The sequence below is a fragment of the Cupriavidus sp. a3 genome (genome assembly GCF_051015765.1).
Lineage (GTDB): Bacteria > Pseudomonadota > Gammaproteobacteria > Burkholderiales > Burkholderiaceae > Cupriavidus > Cupriavidus oxalaticus_A.
On the sequence record NZ_CP170644.1, the window covers coordinates 112192 to 129286 of the forward strand.

The following is a 17095-nucleotide window of genomic DNA, read 5'->3' on the forward strand; positions in this document are numbered from 1 at the left end:
GGTCCGCGCAGACTCTGCTACGCTAGCCGTTCACCCGGCAAACGAGCCAGTCGCCATGACCGACCAGACCCACGACCCCGACGCACGCCGCATGGCGCCCGCCACCGAGCGCAATCGCGAGCCCATCCTCGCGGTGCTGCGCAATGTGCTGCCCGCCAGCGGCACGGTCCTGGAAATCGCCAGCGGCACTGGCCAGCACGCGGCGCACTTTGCCGCGGCGTTTCCAGGCCTGACCTGGCAGCCGAGCGATCCCGACCGTGCCGCGCGTGAATCGATCGCCGCATGGACCGCGCATGCGGGGTTGGCCAATGTGCGCGCGCCGCTGGACCTTGACGTGTGCCGCCAGCCCTGGGGCATCGATGCGGCCGATGCGATGGTCTGCATCAATATGCTCCATATCTCGCCGTGGGCCGCGGCCGAAGCACTGTTCGCAGGCGCAGGGAGGCTGCTGAAGCCTGGCGGCGTGCTCTACCTGTATGGTCCCTATCGCCGCGGCGGCGCACATACCGCGCCGAGCAATGCCGCCTTCGACGCCCAGCTGCGCGCCACCGACGCTGACTGGGGCGTGCGCGACATGGAGGACGTGGTTGCGCTGGGCGCCGCACAGGGATTGCGCTGCGACGAGCCGGTGCCGATGCCGGCCAACAACTTCAGCCTGGTGTTCCGCAAATAGGCGCATGCGCGGCGCGTGAAAGCGCAGGGGTGGAACACCGGAAGCGCGAAAGCGGAAAGCGCAGCGGGGCACCATCCTACGCCACGGGCCCCGTGGCCGCTTTGCACTAAAATCTTCCGTTCATTTCGATCCAGCGACGCCGTTGCCCCCAGGGCCCTGCCGCGCCGCGCCCGCCACGGAGAACACGATGAAGGTCCAGAACATCCTGCAGACGATCGGCAATACCCCGCATATCCGCATCAACCGCCTGTTCGGCAGCGGGCACGAAGTCTGGATCAAGTCCGAGCGCAGCAATCCGGGCGCCTCGATCAAGGACCGCATTGCGCTGTCGATGGTCGAAGACGCCGAGCGCCGTGACGTGCTGAAGCCGGGCGGCACCATCATCGAGCCGACCTCCGGCAATACCGGCATAGGCCTGGCAATGGTGGCCGCGGTCAAGGGCTACAAGCTGGTGCTGGTGATGCCGGACAGCATGTCGATCGAGCGCCGCCGGCTGATGCTGGCCTACGGCGCCAGCTTCGACCTGACTCCGCGCGAGAAGGGCATGAAGGGCGCGATCGCGCGTGCCGAGGAACTGGTTGCCGCCACGCCCGGCGCCTGGATGCCGCAACAGTTCGAGAACCCCGCCAACATCGACGTGCACGTGCGCACCACCGCGCAGGAAATCCTGAACGACTTCCCCGAAGGGCTTGACGTGCTCATCACCGGCGTCGGCACCGGCGGCCACCTGACCGGCTGCGCCCGGGTGCTGAAGGACAAGTGGCCGCAGCTCAAGGTCTTCGGCGTCGAGCCGGTGGCCTCGCCGGTGATCTCCGGCGGCGCGCCGGCACCGCATCCGATCCAGGGCATCGGCGCGGGCTTTATCCCGAAGAACCTCGACACCGCGCTGCTCGACGGCGTGATCCAGGTCGATGCCGAACCCGCGCGCGAGATGGCCCGCCGCTGCGCGCGCGAAGAAGGCATCCTGGTCGGCATCTCGTCCGGCGCGACGCTGGCCGCGATCGCGCAGAAGCTGCCGGAGCTGCCCGCCAATGCGCGCGTGCTCGGCTTCAACTACGACACCGGCGAACGCTACCTGACGGTGGAGGGTTTCCTGCCGGCCTGAGCCACTGGCCGGCAGCGAGGCCGCGCCAGGCAGTGGGGGATGGGTGCCGTCAGGAGGACAAGCCGTGGCGCTTGTGCCAGTCGGCCAGCGATTCCTCCGGCCACGTGTCGCAGCGCACGTGGCCCTTGCCCTTGGGCACATCGACCCATGGCGCGGCGGATTCCAGCGAGGCTTCCACCACCTCGGGCGGGCGCGGCAGCGGCGTGTCGATGGCCGAGGCATGCGGATACACCAGCTCCGGCCAGCGCGGATCCCACAGCCACAGCGCGCTGCCGCACTTCACGCAGAAATGCCGCTGTGCCGGCGAGCGCCGCGCGCGCTTGCCCGGCTCGCGCAGCACCGCGTGGTAGATGCCCAGGTGTTTGCGCCCGCGCACGTGCAGCGTGGCGGCATCGCCGCCGATATTGATCGCATAGCCGCCGCCGCCGGCGGTCTTGCGGCAGATCGAGCAATGGCAGTGCATGTACGGGCACGGCGAGTCCGATTCCAGCGAGAAATGGACGGCGCCACAATGGCAGGAGCCTTCGAGATGCATGGTGGGATCCTTTGCGCGTTGGCGTTTTCGGCAGTCCCTTGACTGTAGAAAACCCTGCCCAAAGTGCAAAACCAAGCCGCGCCAGGCTCGCGTCACAGCGCCTTGCGCAACGTCAGGTTGACGCGCGCGCGTCCCAGCAGCGGATGATCCCCATCGGCCAGCGGCGCAACGCCGTGGAAGGCCAGCCGCGACGGGCCGCCCCACACCACCACGTCGCCATGCGCCAGCCGCACGCGCTGCGGCCGGTCCGCGCGGCGCATGCCGCCGAACAGGAATACCGCTGGCAAGCCCAGCGAGACCGATACGATCGGCGCGCCGAAGTCGCGTTCATCGCGGTCCTGGTGCAGCGACAGGCGCGTGCCCGGCACATAGCGGTTGACCAGGCAGGCATCGGGCGCGAAGCCGGCAAAGCCGGCTTGCGCCGCCGCTTCGGCCGCCAGCGCGCGCAATCGCGGCGGCATCGCCGGCCAGGGCTGGCCGCTCAGCGGGTCCGTGCGGTCATAGCGGTAGCCGCGGGCATCCGAGACCCAGCCCGCATCCCCGCAGTTCGTCATCGCCACCGACATCGTCAGGCCGCCAGGCGTCACCATGTGGCGCAGCGGGGCCGCGGCAATCACCGCCTGCACGTCGGCGAGCAGGGCCTCTGCATCCGCGCGCGCCAGGCCGCGCAGCACCACTGCGCCGTCCGCCAGGGGCTCGGGCGCAGAATCGGCAGGGGCGGTGTCGTCGAGGTTGTCGAAGAGGTCGAAGGTCATGGCCTGAGGATAGACGCGTCGGACCGCGCGTGCGGAAAAATCAATAACTTAGCACTGAAGGACGCGTCAGCCCCCAATGCGGACAACCTCGCAGACCGGACATGACAGATCCGGCGGACATGGAAGGAGACAACCCTGATGCAACGACGTCGCATTTTGCGCATCGCACTGGCTGCCACCGGCCTCGCGCTGACGGCACCTCTCGGCACGCAGGCACTGGCTGCCGACGATTTCCCGACCCGCCCGATCCGGCTCATCGTCCCTTATGGCGCTGGTGGCGTCACCGACCAGGTGACGCGCGCACTGGCTGAGGCGGCCAGCCGTGAATTGGGCCAGGCGATTGTGGTGGAAAACAAGATCGCGCCCGGCGCCTCGCGGAGGCTTGGCCGCGACTATCCTTTCGCTATTCGTTCCGAGCATATCAGGTGTTGGAATTTTTGATTTTACGATGGCGCGGACGCTTCCTACACTCCCCAGACAAAAGAAGCATGCGGAGACAGACATCGTGATTACCTCACTATCGCCAACTTGCGCGAAGCCCTGGCCGCGACCAGCCTGGACGACTAAGACACTCTCGAAAAAGCCCGCGTCTACATGAGCGGCACCATGCGCTGGTTCCGGCTTTATCTCCGTGTCCCCGCGGCCTGATCGGTCCGGATAATTCCAACAAATACCGGGGCCGGTGCGCGACCTGCGTGCCGGCAAGCCGTGCTGTCGACCCCGGCAGCACGCTCCCCGCAAGCCGCGCGCCCGCATGACTCGTCGCCACCCGGCGCGGGCCCGTGCGAACGCTCGGCAGCACATGAAGGAGACCCCTATATGAGCTTGTTCCGAACCAAAGACATTGACGCCATGCTGGTGGACCGCAACGCCGGCGGCCTGAAGAAGGTGCTGGGTCCGATGGACCTCGTGCTGATGGGCATCGGCGCCATCATCGGCACCGGCATCTTTGTGCTGACCGGCACCGGCGCTTTGACCGCGGGCCCGGCGCTGACCGTGTCTTTCGTCATTGCGGCCATGGCCTGCGGCTTCGCCGCGCTGTGCTACGCCGAGTTCGCCTCCGCCATCCCGGTGTCGGGATCGATCTATACGTATAGCTACGCGACTCTGGGCGAGATCATCGCCTGGATGATCGGCTGGGACCTTCTGCTCGAATACGGTCTGGCTACCTCGGCGGTTTCGGTAGGATGGTCGGGATACTTCCAGTCGCTGGTGGCAGGTTTCGGCCTGCATTTACCGACGGCGCTGACGGCAGCTCCGGGGGCGGTGCCAGGCGTGACCACCTTGTTCAACCTGCCGGCTTTCCTGATCATGTTAGTCACCACTTGGGTGGTGTCCTGCGGCGTGCGGGAGTCGGCCCGACTCAATAACGTGATGGTGGCGATCAAGATTGCGGTGGTGGTGCTGTTCATCGCGGTCGGCGTCTGGCACGTCAAGCCGGCCAACTGGCAGCCATTCGCGCCGTTCGGGGTATCCGGCATCTTCAATGCGGCGGCGCTGGTTTTCTTCGCCTTCATCGGTTTCGATGCGGTGACCTCCGCCGCCGAGGAAGTGCGAAATCCGCACCGCGACCTGCCGGTGGGTATCATCGGCTCGCTGACGGTCTGCACAGTGCTATACGTGATAGTCGCGGCCATCATGACTGGCGTCGTCCCCTTCACCAAGTTCGCCGGCGTCGACCATCCCGTGTCGCTGGTGCTGCAGTACGCGGGACAGAACTGGGTGGCCGGCTTTGTCGACCTGGGCGCTATTCTGGGCATGACCACAGTGATCCTGGTGATGACCTTTGGCCAGACTCGCGTGATTTTTGCCATGTCTCGCGATGGCCTGCTGCCCGCCAGGCTGTCGTCGGTGCACCCGTTGCACGCCACGCCGTTCTTTGCCACGTGGACCGTCGGCATTGTGTTCGCGATGATCGCCGCCTTCGTGCCGCTCAATGTGCTGGCCGAGTTGATCAATATCGGCACGCTCGCCGCCTTCACGCTCATTTCAATCGCGGTGCTGGTACTGCGCCGGACCCGTCCCGAACTGAAGAGGGCCTTTCGCTGCCCCGGCGTGCCGGTGGTTCCGCTGCTATCGGTCGGCTTCTGCCTGTTCCTGATGGCGCACCTTCAAGCGCTGACCTGGGTCGCCTTCCTCACGTGGCTCGGGATCGGGCTGTCGGTCTACTTTCTGTACGCGCGCCGCAATGCGGTGCTGCACGGTGGCACCAGGTAGCACGCGGGGCCGGCCGTAGAAGCCTGCATGGACGCCACCGTTTGCCACTGAAAAGCGTGTGAATGGATGTAGAGGCCAACCTTGGGGTAAGCGAAAACCCCAACCGCTTCCACGCCCGGATCTGAGTAAGATGCCAACCCGGCGCTGGCGCGACACAATCGCCCGCCGCCGAACCCGATGGGGGCTCCGCGCCCATCAAAGCCGCACCGCACTGCAACCCAGGCGGTGTGCCAAGGAAGGCAGAGCTACAGCTTTGCATTCCCCACGTCATGGAGAAGAAGTTGAACGACCGTACCCACGCGGCCGCTGTCCGCCTGTTCGGCACCGGCGAAGGCCTGTCCCACGAGCGCGTGACGCTCGCCACTGATCCGCAATCCGGCCTGCAGGCCATCATCGCCATCTACAACACCAGACTGGGCCCCGCCTTCGGCGGCTGCCGGTACTGGACCTATTCCGCCGAGACCGAGGCGCTGTCCGACGCCCTGCGCCTGTCGCAGGGCATGGCTTACAAGAACGCCCTCGCCGGGCTGCCTTTCGGCGGCGGCAAGGCTGTGATCCTGCGCTCGCCGGCGCAGACGGACCGCCAACAGCTCTTCCGCGCATTCGGCCGCATGGTGGAGTCGCTGCGAGGCAGCTATATCACGGCTGAAGACGTGGGCACGACGGTGGACGACATGCGCGCTGTCCAGGCCGAGACCGGCTACGTTAGCGGCATGCCGCGCGACGGCGGATTCGGTGGCAACCCCTCGCCGTGGACAGCTTATGGCGTGTTCGTCGGTATTCAGGCGGCGGCGCAGTACCGCCTGGACCGCAAGTCGCTCGCGGGGCTGTCAGTGGCCGTCCAGGGACTGGGGTCGGTAGGCTGGGAACTCTGCCGCCGCCTCCATGAGGCGGGTGCGAACCTGACCGTGGCGGATATCGATGCCGGGCGCGCATCGCAGGCGCAACAGCAATTTGGCGCACACGTCGTATCGCCGGAAGCCATTACGGGCGCGGATGTCGACGTATTTGCACCTTGTGCGCTGGGTGCCGTCATCACCCCGGCCGTGGCCGAAAGCTGCCGCTTCCAGATCATCGCCGGCGGCGCAAACAACCAACTCGCTTCACTGGCCGAAGGCGACACCTTGCATCAGCGCGGCATCTTCTATGCGCCGGATTTCCTCATCAATGCCGGTGGCATCGTAAGTTGCGCCCGGGAATACCTCGGCGGCGTCGACGATTCAGCCCTTCGCGACGAAGTGGCCGGTATCCGCGATCGGGTGCTCAGGCTCGCGCAACGCGTAGAGTCGACAGGCGAGGCGCCGGCACGCGAGGCGGTGAAGTGGGCGCACGAGGTGTTGTCGCACGGCATCGGGTTGCACTGAGCTGTCACCCCGACCCGGAGAAGGTATATGAACGGACACCCGAAGCCCCACAGTTCGGCCAGCGCCGGCGACAAGCTCGTCATCTTTGACACCACCCTGCGCGATGGCGAACAGTCGCCCGGCGCGGCGATGGCCATCAGGCAGAAAATCGCGATCGCGGAACAGCTGGACGCCCTGAACGTCGATGTCATCGAAGCTGGCTTTGCAGCCAGCTCGGATGGCGACCACGACGCCATCAAGGAGATTTCCCGGCAAGTAAAAGGCAGCGTGATCTGCTCGCTTGCCCGTGCCAACGAGCGGGATATCGAGAGAGCCGCCAATGCGCTGAGCGGCGCGAGAAGATCCCGCATCCACACCTTTATTGCAACGTCAGCGTTGCACATGGAGAAGAAGCTGCGCATGACCCCGGAGGAGGTATCTCTGCGGGCCCGCACTGCTGTCCGCTTCGCGCGAAAATTCACGGACGACGTGGAATTCAGCACTGAGGATGGGAGTCGATCGGACCCGGATTTCCTCTGTCGCGTGATCGAGGGTGTCATCGACGAAGGGGCGACCACGATCAACTTTCCCGACACCGTTGGCTATGCCATGCCCGCCGAATTCGCCGAAGGACTCAGGAAGCTTCGCGAGCGTATTCCCAACTCCGACAAGGCCGTATGGTCAGTCCATTGCCACAATGATCTCGGCCTGGCCGTTGCCAACTCGCTAGAGGCCGTCAGACATGGTGGCGCGCGTCAGATCGAATGCACCATCAACGGGCTTGGCGAGCGCGCAGGCAATGCGTCTCTGGAAGAGGTCGTCATGGCAGTAAAGACCAGGCGCGACCTGTTCGGACTAGATGTTGGAGTGAACACCGCCCATTTGCTCGCTGCGTCCAGGGCTGTCTCTGAGGCCACGGGATTCAGCGTTCCACCCAACAAGGCGGTGGTTGGTGCAAATGCCTTCGCCCATGCTTCCGGTATTCATCAAGATGGCATCCTGAAAGCGCGCGAGACCTATGAAATCATGCGACCGGAAGACGTCGGATGGGACAAAGGCGCGCTCGTGCTTGGCAAGCTTTCTGGTCGGAATGCTTTCAGGCACAGGGTTCAGGAGCTGGGCATGCATTTTCGCGACGACGAAATGCTATCCGCCGCCTTCGCGCGCTTCAAGCGACTGGCGGATACCAAGCCCGAGATCACCGATGATGATCTGAGAGACATTGCCTTTGGCGTGGCGGAATCCCGCACATTCAGCGCCTGATAAGCGGGGCCGGCCACGTCGCCGGCAGCTACCACAGGCGGCGCTGGGGACAGCGCCGCCTGTACGGATCGCCGAACGTCGGGACAAGCCGACACCGGAATTCCGGTATCCGCTAACCTCTGGCGCCAGCACGCACACCAGTACGCGGGCGGGTGGCTAAAACACGGGTAGCGAACTGAAGCTGCGACTGGCAGCTACTACACCAATCGCAGATCCCACAGCGCATCCAGTACGTGTTGGGTGGAGCGTTCAACGTACCCCGCACGATGCGCGATGCCGAGCCGACGCCATAACGCCGGGCGCAGCGGACGCATGACGATGCGCTTGTCCGGCAATGGCGTGGTGGCCTCGTGGGGCAACAGCGCCGCGCCGTAACCCGCCGCGACCAGGCTCTTGATCGCGTCGTTGTAGTTGAGCTGAATGCGTGGTGCGGGATGGTGTCCCGCGGCCGCGAACCACTCCGCAGTCTGACGCGAGAGGCGCGTGGTCGCATCATTAAGAATCAGAGGCTGGGCGGCGAGCCAGTCCGGCGTGACGCGGGCCGGGCACTGCCAATGCGCCGGCACGAAGGCCATCACGGGGTCGCGGCGCCAGGGCTTTATCACCAATCCGGCCACCGGCGGCTGAGGCAGTGCAACCAGCCCGATATCCAGCGTGCCGTCCGCCAGCCGGGACAGTGTTTCCTGCGAAGTGAGGACTGCAATCTGGATGTCGATGGCGGGACGCTGCTGGCGCAATACCTCGAGCGCCTGCGGCAGCAGGTGCGCGATCGCGCCAGTCGACGCACCGAGCCGGACGCGCCCTTCGAGCCCCTCCACCTGTCGTTGAATATCGTCCAGCGCCTGCTCCGCATCGGCCAGCAGCCGACGCCCGCGCTCCACCAGCACCTCTCCGATCGCCGACGGCCTTACCTGTCCGCGTTTTCGCGACAGTAGCGGTGCTCCGATGCGTTGTTCCAGGTCAGCGATGTGGAGGCTGACCGTGGGCGGCGCAAGGTGCAAGGCACGCGCCGCCTCGGCGAATGAGCCATGGTCGGCAATGGCGACCAGCGTGCGCAGGCGGTCCAGGCTGATCTCTCGCATGTCGGCTCCATATTCAGGAAAACTGAATGTCAAGGTTGTGAAATTCAACTTTCACTATTCTAGTGCTCCATGGAAGATGGGTGCTCCTTCGACGTGTTACCCCCTTCAGTCACCGGAGTATTCCTCGCATGAGCTCCCCCCTGGTTTTTATCGACGGCGACCAAGGCACCACCGGGTTGCTAATCCACGAACGGCTGCGCGGCCGGACCGACCTCAGCCTGTTCACGCTTGACGCGTCGGAACGCAAGGACCCACGGCGTCGTGCGGAAACCATCAATGCCTGCGACATCGCCATCCTCTGTTTGCCCGATGCCGCCGCGCGCGAGGCGGTGAACGCCATTGTCAATCCCGCCGTCAGGGTGATCGACGCAAGTTCAGCCCACCGCACGCATCCGGACTGGACATATGGTTTTCCGGAAATGACACCGGGACAGGCCGCGCGCATTGCGAACGCGCGACGGGTCACCAATCCCGGCTGCTATCCGACCGGTGCGATTGGCCTGCTGCGTCCCCTGGTGCAGGCCGGGCTTGTGCCAGCCAGCTACCCGGTCAGCATTCATGCGGTGTCCGGCTACTCCGGACGCGGGCGTGCCGGCGTGGAGGAGTATGAGGGGCCGGATGCCGTCAGCGCGCCGGCATTCCAGGTGTATGGCCTGGAACTCGCGCACAAGCACCCCCCGGAGATCCAGCAGCATGCCGGGCTCGCGCAGCGTCCGATCTTCGTTCCCGCGTATGGGGCGTTCCGCCAGGGCATCGTGCTGACGGTGCCCCTCGCGTTGAGGCTGCTGGCCCCCGACGTGGATGGCGCCACGCTCCACGCTTGCCTCGCCCGCCACTATGCCGGGGCGGCCCATGTACATGTCCTGCCGTTGCACGAATCGCGCGTTCTAGAACACCTGGATCCGCAGCTGCTGAACGGTACGAATGACATGCACTTAAGCGTATTTCCAAACATGGAACACGGGCACGTCCTGCTGTCCGCGGTCTTCGACAATCTTGGCAAAGGCGCATCCGGCGCCGCGGTTCAAAACCTGAACCTGATGCTCACGCAGCAATAGTGGCCGATGGCGGCCGCCTGAAACGGCGGCCTTTGTGTTCCGGTGGTGCCTGAATGCCCGACACGTCCCCAAAAAAATCAGGCGAACGTATCAATCTCGCCGCGCGCCGGCACCCGTGCAGACCGGGCCACCGGTTCCGCTGATGCGGCGGGCTCGGCGCCAGCCAGCGTGCTCGTGCCGAAGGCCGGCTGCCCGCGCCCGTTGCCCGGCGCCTGCTGCTGTTGTTGCCCGTTGCCGGCCTGGTTGGCAAAGCCGTCGGCGCCGACCGACGTCTGTCCCAGCTGGATGCCGTTTTCGGACAGCGCGGTGCGCAGGTGCGGCAGCGCCGCTTCCACTGCGGCCCGTACCGCCTGGTGCGGCGAGACGAACTGCGCCTGGGCCTGGTCGTTGACCACGTTGAGCACGACCTTCAGCGGGCCAAGGTCGGGCGGGTTCAGTTGCAGCTCTGCGCTCTGCGTGCCCTGGGTGCTGAGGCGGAGCATCTGCTGGCCCAGGGCCTGCGGCCACTGGCTGTCGTACAGCGCCGGGGCGACCATCGGGCGAGCGGTTGCGGCCGCGGCAGCCGCCGGGGCCTGGGCCGTGTGCTGGCCGGCGAGCGTGGCGGCCAGGGCGGGCGCGTTGTCGGCGCTGGTCGACACCGTGGCGGCCTCGGTGGCGCGCGCCGCGGCTTGCGCGGCGGCGAACGAGCTGGCGGCCGGACGCGCTTCGCCGGCGCCATTGGCAGCGGCAAGCGGATCGGCGCGGTGCTGGCCGATGCCGCTGTCGGGCTGCTGGCCGGCGTTGTCCTGCTGCGCCGGAATGCTGGCGGCTGGCACGGATTGCGTGAGGGCAGAGCCCGACCTGGCGTCCGTGGCGGCCGGCGTGCTGCCCTGCATCGCGGCGCGTTGCGAGGCGATGGTGGCGAGCGTGTCGGCGACTGAAGGCTGGGCCGGCGCGGCCTCGGCGGTCACGACCTGCAGCGTGTCGGGCAATACGGCGTTGCCCCGCAGCGTCTGCGCCTGGGCGCTGGCAACGTCGGATGCGCCGGCAGCCGCCGGCTGCGCGGCGCCGGCCAGCGCGGCTTGCAGGGCAGTGTTGCTGCCTGCGTCGGCGGTCGAGCCGACCGCTGCGCCGGCAGCGCCGGCCGCTGCGGACGCTGCCGTGGCCGGGGCCGTTGCCGGCAGCAGCAATGCCAGCGCCGCGGCGGCGGCTGCGGCCGCGGCATCGGCGGCCACGTTGCTGTCATCGTCTTCCTTGGCCTTGTCGGCGGCCGCCGGCTTGTCCGCCGGCGCCGCCGGCGGCTTGCCGGTGTCGGCGCGTGCCGGCTCCGGCGCTGGCTGTTTTTGGCTCGCGGACCTTTCCTGCCCGGCGTCTGCGTCCCGGGCCTTTGTTGCCGGGGCTTGCTGCGGGCTGCTTTCGCGGGCACGCGCCAGTGCGTCGCCGAAGCCGCTGGTGTCGCTGCTGGCGCGCCTGGTGCTTTCGGTTGCACTGGCAGCCGCCTTGGCGGCATTGGCGGTGTTGCTGACAATCTGGCTGATATCGATCATGTCGTTCTGCTGCGGAATTCCGGTAGCGGTCGCGGCTTAGCCAAGCCGGGTGGCGGCGGCGCGTGCCAGCCGGGCCGCGTATTCGTCATTGGCGCGCTGCTCGCGGCGCGCGGCGACCTGTTCTTCCCTGGCCTCGGCCCGCGCGATCAGCGTGTCGAAGGAATTCAGCCGGCGCTTCTGGTGCTGCCAGCGGGTGCGCCCGGCCAGGAGGTCGGCTTCGGCCTTGGCCAGCGCCGCGGTCTGCTGGCGGATGGCCTGGTCGAGCGAGTCGAGGAAGCGCGAAAAGTCCTGCCAGCGGCTCGAGGTCATGCCCTCCGCGGCCACGGCCTGCATGCGCGCGCGGTACTCGTGGCGGTATTGCGTCAGCTGGTTCAGCTGCTGCTCCGCCTGCGTGCGCGAGCCCTGCAGCCGGCCGAGTTCGCGCGCGGCGGCGTCGGTATCGTTCTGGGCAAGGTCCGCCAGGGTATTAAGCGGTGAAGGCTTGGCCATGATCACTCCTGTCGAAGAGGCTGTGCAGCTGGGCGATGGCGTCGTCGTAGCCGGCGCGCTGGTGGATATCCTGTTGCAGGAAGGCTTCCATGCGCGGATGCAGCCGGATTGCAAGGTCCAGCTCGGGATCGTTGCCCGGCACGTAGGCGCCCACGCTGATCAGGTCGCGGTTGCGCTGATAGCGCGACATCAACTGCTTGAAGCGGCGCACCGAGGCGAACTGCTCATGCGGGATCAGCGCGGTCATGGCGCGGCTGATGGAGGCCTCGACATCGATGGCGGGGTAGTGCCCCGACTCGGCCAGGCTGCGCGACAGCACGATATGGCCGTCCAGGATCGCTCGCGCCGAATCGGCGATCGGGTCCTGCTGGTCATCGCCTTCGGTCAGCACGGTGTAGAACGCGGTGATCGAGCCGCCGCCCTCGGGGCCATTGCCGGTGCGCTCGACCAGCGTCGGCAGCTTGGCGAAGACCGACGGCGGATAGCCCTTGGTCGCGGGCGGTTCGCCGATCGCCAGCGCGATCTCGCGCTGCGCCATGGCGTAGCGCGTCAGCGAATCCATGATCAGCAGCACATGCTGGCCCTGGTCGCGGAAATACTCGGCGAGCCGGGTTGCATAGGCGGCGCCCTGCATGCGCAGCAGCGGCGAGCAATCGGCCGGCGCCGCCACGACCACGGAGCGGCGGCGGCCCTCCGGCCCCAGGATGTTCTCGATGAATTCTTTGACCTCGCGGCCGCGCTCGCCGATCAGGCCGACCACGATCACGTCGGCGCTGGTGTAGCGCGCCATCATGCCCAGCAGCACGCTCTTGCCCACGCCCGAGCCCGCGAACAGGCCCATGCGCTGGCCGCGCCCCACCGTCAGCATGCCGTTGATGGCACGCACGCCGGTATCGAGCACGGTTTCGATAGGTGCGCGCATCAGCGGGTTGATCTGCTCGCCGGCCAGCGGCACTTCCATTGCCGCGGCCAGCGGGCCCAGGCCATCGAGCGGGCGGCCCGCGGCATCGAGCACGCGGCCGAGCAGGCCCGCGCCGACGGGCAGGCGCTTGGAGCCCGGCTCGCGCGGCGCGGCGGTGCCGGCCGGCTGCGGCGACGGCTCCAGCGGATAGACGCGGGCGCCCGGCAGCAGGCCGACCACGTCGGATTGCGGCATCAGGTAAAGGCGGTCGGCACCGAAGCCCACCACTTCCGCTTCGGCGGTGCGGGGTGCGTTGCTGTCGGCGATGAACTGACCGGCGGGCAGTTCGATCAGGCAGTCGCTGCCCACCGGCAGGCGCAGGCCCACGGCCTCGAGCACCAGCCCCGCGGCACGCGTCAGGCGGCCGCAGCTGCGCTTGCTGTCGAGGCCGGCAATGCCGGCCGATGCGGTTTCGAGCGCGCCGATCCAGCGTTGCGTATGCCGGCTCGATGCGCCATCCGGCGCGGCTTGTGCGACTGGTGCGGCGGCCTCAGTCATGCGGCGGCTCCCACGGATCGTCGCGCCCCAGCGCCTTGGCCACGCGCGTCCAGCGCGTGGCCAGCGTCGCGTCGCGCTCGCCGCTGGCGGCGCTGGCAATGCAGCCGCCGCGCGCCACCGTCGGATCCGGTCGTACGGTCCAGCCCGCGGCTTCGAGTTCGCCCTGCAGGTGCGCCTCGACCAGCGCAACGTCGTCAGGATGCAGCAGCACGCTGGGCGAGCCCTGCAGCGCGGGCTCGCTGGCCAGCAGCTCGCGCACCGCGGGCAGCAGCACCGAGGGATCCCCGGCAACCGTGGTGCGCACCAGCTGGCGCGCCACATCCAGCGCCAGCGTCACCAGCGCGCGCGCGACCTGATCGTCGACGCCCGTCAGCGCGCTGCGGAAATTGGTGGCCAGCGCCTGCAGCTGCGCGGCCTCGTTGCGCGCCGCTTCCAGCCCGCGCGAATAGCCTTCGCGGTGGCCGTCGCCATAGCCCTGAGTCTGTCCCTGCGTGTAGCCCTGCGCATAGCCTTCCTTGCGCGCGCCCTCGCGCATCGCATCCAGCGCCGCGAAATCGATCGGCGGTGGCGCGGGCTCGGCCGGCAAGAGGTCGGCAGGCGTCTCGGGCGCGTTGTTGCGCGCATCGCGCGGGTCGAGCGAGCCCATCTGCCAGCGCTGCCAGCCGGCGCCACCACCGCGCGCGCGGCGCGGCGGCTCGAACGGCGCGAAGCCGCCGTGCGCGCTGTCAGGGGGATCGCCCCGTACCGCGCGGCGTGCGCTCAGTGCGTTCGGCGCGTGCTGTGCGTTCGGTGCGTTCGGTGCGTGCTGTGCGTGCTGTGCATTCAGGCCGCGCTCGGGTAATGCATCAGACATAGGCATCGTCGCCTCCGCCGATCTGGACTTCGCCCGCATCCGCCAGGCGTCTCACCACCTGCAGGATGGCCTTTTGCTCGGCTTCGACCTGCGACACGCGCACCGGGCCGAGCGCATCCAGGTCCTCGCGCAGCATCTCGCCGGCGCGCGTGGACATGTTGCGGATGAACTTGTCGCGCAATTCCGACGGCGCGCCCTTGAGCGCGACGATGAGCGACTCGGTGGCGATTTCCTTGAGCACGCGCTGGATGCCGCGGTCGTCGACCTCCAGCAGGTTCTCGAACAGGAACATCTCGTCGATGATCTTCTGCGCCAGGTCGCCGTCGTGCAGGCGCACGCCGTCGATGACCGCCTCTTCGTGCGCGGTGCTCATCAGGTTGATGATCTCCGCCGCGGTGCGCACGCCGCCCATGCGGCTGCGCTTCAGGCTCTGGCCCGCCAGCAGCTTGGTCAGCACGTCGGTCAGCTCCTGCAGCGCGCCCGGCTGCACGCCGCCGAAGGTGGCGATCCGCAGGATCACGTCGTTGCGCAGGCGGTCGGTGAACAGGCCCAGCACCTCCGACGACTTCTGGCGGTCCAGGTGGATCAGGATGGTGGCGATGATCTGCGGGTGCTCGTCGCGGATCAGCTCGGCGATCGAGGTCGCGTCCATCCAGTTGAGCGAGTCGATGCCGCTGCCCGGGTCGCGCGACTCCAGGATGTCCTCGATCACCGACTGCGCGCGCTCCTCGCCCAGCGCCTTGTTCAGCACGCTGCGGATAAAGGCGCTGGAATCGACGTTCAGTGCCAGGTACTGCTCGGTCTCGGAGCGGAACTCGCCCAGCACGCCGGCCATTTCCTCGCGCGTGACTGAACTGAGCGAGGCCATGGCAGCGCCCAGTTCCTGCACCTCGCGCTGCGACAGGTGCTTGAACACCTCGGCCGCGGCATCCTCGCCGATCGCCATCATCAGCACGGCGCTCTTCTGCAGGCCGCTGGCGGAGACTTCCTTGGAGATGGCCTTAGCGGTTGTCATTGGCAATCCAGTTCTTGATCACGCTGGCGACCAGGCGCGGGTCGCGCTGTGCGGCGTCACGCACCAGCGCGAGGTCGCTTTCATACTTGGCGGCAAGCCGCAGGACTTCCGGATTGGCGGGCTCTTCCGGCGGCAGCAGCACGGCCTCGGTCTCTTCCCTGGCCTCCGGTGCCGGCAGCGGCGGCGTGGTGTAGCGGCGCAGGATCGGGCGCGCCACCTTGAACCACGCAAACAGCGCCAGCAGTGCCAGCAGCAGGTAGCCCGCGCCGGTCTTGCCGAGATCGATCATTTCAGGTTGCTTCCACAGCGGGACTTCCGGCGTGACCTCGCGGTCCACGGTGAACGGGCTGTTGACCACGTTGATCGAGTCGCCCCGATCGGACGAGAAGCCCATCGCCTCCTTGGTCAGGTTCTGGATCTGCGCCAGCAACGCCGGCGGCAGCGGCTGCGCCACCATCTTGCCCTTGGCATCGGCTGCCTGGCGGTAGTTCACCACCACCGCCACCGACAGCCGGCGCACGCCGCCCGGTGCCTGCTGCACATGGCGCACGGTGCGGTCCAGCTCGTAGTTGACGGTGGAATCGCGGCGGTTACTGCTCGGGCCGCTCGCCGTGCCGGCCTGCGCGCCTTGCGCGGCCTGGCCTTGCTGGCCCGCTTGCCCTGCCTGGCCCGGCTGGCCGGCAGCGGGGGCGCCAGCCTGTCCAGGCGCCTGGCCCGCGCGCGGCGTCTGCGGCGTGGTCACCGGCGCGACCGCGGCAGCGGGCGGCTGGTTGGACAGCGCGCCCGGCACGCCGCCCGGCGGCGTCGCGCCCTGCTGGCTCGACTCGCTGGTCTGCTGGCTGCGGATGGCCGAGCGGGTGGGATCCTGGTTGGGCTTGTAGCTCTCGTCGGTGTGCTCGACGATGGAGAAGTCCACGTCGGCCGTCACCTGCGCACGCACGTTGTCCTTGCCGACGATCGGCGCCAGGATCGCCTCGATGCGCTTGAGGTAGTTCTGTTCCAGCGCCTGCACGTACTTGAGCTGGGTGGCGTCGAGCATGCGCTCGTTGCCGCTGTTCGACAGCAGGTTGCCGTGCTGGTCGACGATCGAGATCGACTTGGGCGTCAGCTCCGGCACGCTCGACGACACCAGGTGGCTGATCGCCGCGACCTGGCCCTCGTCGATGGCGCGGCCCGGGTAAAGCTGCAGCACGATCGAGGCGGTAGGCTTCTGGCGCTCGCGCACGAACAGCGTCGGCTTGGGGATCGCCAGGTGCACGCGGGCCGACTGCACGGCGGCGATCGATTCGATCGAGCGCGCCAGCTCGCCTTCCAGCCCGCGCTGGTAATTGACCTGCTCGGCAAACTGGCTGATGCCGAACTTCTGGTTGTCCATCAGCTCCATGCCCGCGGTGCCGCTCTTGGGCAGGCCCTGCGAGGCGAGCCGCAGCCGCGTCTCGTGGACTTTCCCGGCCGGCACCATCACCGCGCCGCCGCCTTCGGCAAACTTGTACGGCACGTTCATCTGCTGCAGCGACTGCAGCACCGCACCGCCGTCGCGCTCGGACAGGTTGCTGTACAGCACCTTGTAGTCCGGCGCGCGCGACCACAGCACGCCCACGGCGATGGCGGCGGCAAGCGCCGCGCCGCCCAGCATCAGCGGCAGCCTGGGGTTGGCCTTCAGGCGCTCAAGCACCTCGGCCGGCCGGCCCGGCATGGCAACCGCCGCGGTCACGCGCGTGC

The 17095-nt window shown here is 67.7% G+C and carries 15 protein-coding genes and 1 pseudogene; 7 read left to right on the plus strand and 9 right to left on the minus strand.

Features of this window, described 5'->3' with window-relative positions:
* Positions 1 to 55 precede the first annotated feature (55 nt).
* Complete coding sequence (locus tag ACAD63_RS22445) at positions 56 to 673, plus strand: DUF938 domain-containing protein (protein ID WP_133095657.1); 618 nt, start codon at positions 56 to 58, stop codon at positions 671 to 673.
* A gap of 187 nt (positions 674 to 860) precedes the next feature.
* The gene (cysK, locus tag ACAD63_RS22450; RefSeq protein WP_434034366.1) at positions 861 to 1778 is read left to right on the plus strand and encodes a cysteine synthase A; all 918 of its coding nucleotides are present in this window, start codon (positions 861 to 863) and stop codon (positions 1776 to 1778) included.
* 49 nt (positions 1779 to 1827) lie between these two features.
* On the opposite strand, the gene ACAD63_RS22455 is transcribed toward cysK, so the two are convergent.
* Positions 1828 to 2313 carry a GFA family protein gene (locus tag ACAD63_RS22455; RefSeq protein WP_133095659.1) on the minus strand — a complete coding sequence of 162 codons (486 nt, stop codon included), beginning with the start codon at positions 2311 to 2313 and terminating at the stop codon, positions 1828 to 1830.
* 92 nt (positions 2314 to 2405) lie between these two features.
* Entirely contained in the window at positions 2406 to 3068 is a 663-nt protein-coding gene (alkB, locus tag ACAD63_RS22460; RefSeq protein ID WP_135703281.1) for a DNA oxidative demethylase AlkB, read from the minus strand.
* A gap of 138 nt (positions 3069 to 3206) precedes the next feature.
* On the opposite strand from alkB, the gene ACAD63_RS22465 reads away from it, so the two are divergent.
* The 4 genes and pseudogenes from ACAD63_RS22465 to ACAD63_RS22480 all read left to right on the plus strand — a co-directional run.
* Entirely contained in the window at positions 3207 to 3509 is a 303-nt protein-coding gene (locus ACAD63_RS22465; protein ID WP_240745746.1) for a hypothetical protein, read from the plus strand.
* A 378-nt stretch (positions 3510 to 3887) separates the two neighbouring features.
* Positions 3888 to 5285, plus strand: coding sequence for an amino acid permease (locus tag ACAD63_RS22470; RefSeq protein ID WP_434034367.1), 1398 nt, complete (start codon positions 3888 to 3890; stop codon positions 5283 to 5285).
* A 269-nt stretch (positions 5286 to 5554) separates the two neighbouring features.
* Positions 5555 to 6649 (plus strand): Leu/Phe/Val dehydrogenase, encoded by a 1095-nt coding sequence (locus ACAD63_RS22475; RefSeq protein ID WP_195430254.1) that lies wholly within the window; start codon positions 5555 to 5557, stop codon positions 6647 to 6649.
* 27 nt (positions 6650 to 6676) lie between these two features.
* Positions 6677 to 7870 (plus strand): annotated as a pseudogene (locus ACAD63_RS22480) (2-isopropylmalate synthase); the annotation flags it as partial.
* 218 nt (positions 7871 to 8088) lie between these two features.
* Here ACAD63_RS22480 and ACAD63_RS22485 read toward each other — a convergent pair.
* Entirely contained in the window at positions 8089 to 8973 is an 885-nt protein-coding gene (locus ACAD63_RS22485) for a LysR family transcriptional regulator (protein WP_434034368.1), read from the minus strand.
* Between the two features lie 128 nt (positions 8974 to 9101).
* Here ACAD63_RS22485 and argC point away from each other — a divergent pair, with 128 nt between their 5' ends.
* Positions 9102 to 10031, plus strand: a complete 930-nt coding sequence (gene argC, locus ACAD63_RS22490) for an N-acetyl-gamma-glutamyl-phosphate reductase (protein WP_434034369.1) — start codon at positions 9102 to 9104, stop codon at positions 10029 to 10031.
* A gap of 77 nt (positions 10032 to 10108) precedes the next feature.
* On the opposite strand, the gene ACAD63_RS22495 is transcribed toward argC, so the two are convergent.
* Genes ACAD63_RS22495 through fliF form a run of 6 tightly spaced genes read right to left on the minus strand, consistent with a single transcriptional unit; the run spans position 10109 to position 17087 of the window.
* The gene (locus tag ACAD63_RS22495; RefSeq protein WP_434034370.1) at positions 10109 to 11557 is read right to left on the minus strand and encodes a flagellar hook-length control protein FliK; all 1449 of its coding nucleotides are present in this window, start codon (positions 11555 to 11557) and stop codon (positions 10109 to 10111) included.
* 36 nt (positions 11558 to 11593) lie between these two features.
* Positions 11594 to 12046, minus strand: coding sequence for a flagellar export protein FliJ (gene fliJ / locus ACAD63_RS22500; protein ID WP_135703274.1), 453 nt, complete (start codon positions 12044 to 12046; stop codon positions 11594 to 11596).
* A complete protein-coding gene (gene fliI / locus ACAD63_RS22505; protein WP_195430248.1) occupies positions 12024 to 13505 on the minus strand; it encodes a flagellar protein export ATPase FliI in 1482 nt (493 codons plus the stop codon). Before fliI ends, fliJ begins: the two co-directional genes overlap by 23 nt.
* Positions 13498 to 14358: a flagellar assembly protein FliH gene (fliH, locus tag ACAD63_RS22510; RefSeq protein WP_434034371.1), complete on the minus strand. Its 861-nt coding sequence runs from the start codon at positions 14356 to 14358 to the stop codon at positions 13498 to 13500. Before fliH ends, fliI begins: the two co-directional genes overlap by 8 nt.
* Positions 14351 to 15373 (minus strand): flagellar motor switch protein FliG, encoded by a 1023-nt coding sequence (gene fliG / locus ACAD63_RS22515; RefSeq protein WP_133095669.1) that lies wholly within the window; start codon positions 15371 to 15373, stop codon positions 14351 to 14353. Before fliG ends, fliH begins: the two co-directional genes overlap by 8 nt.
* Positions 15360 to 17087, minus strand: coding sequence for a flagellar basal-body MS-ring/collar protein FliF (fliF, locus tag ACAD63_RS22520; RefSeq protein ID WP_434034372.1), 1728 nt, complete (start codon positions 17085 to 17087; stop codon positions 15360 to 15362). The genes fliG and fliF overlap by 14 nt, the downstream gene beginning before the upstream one ends.
* Positions 17088 to 17095 lie beyond the last annotated feature (8 nt).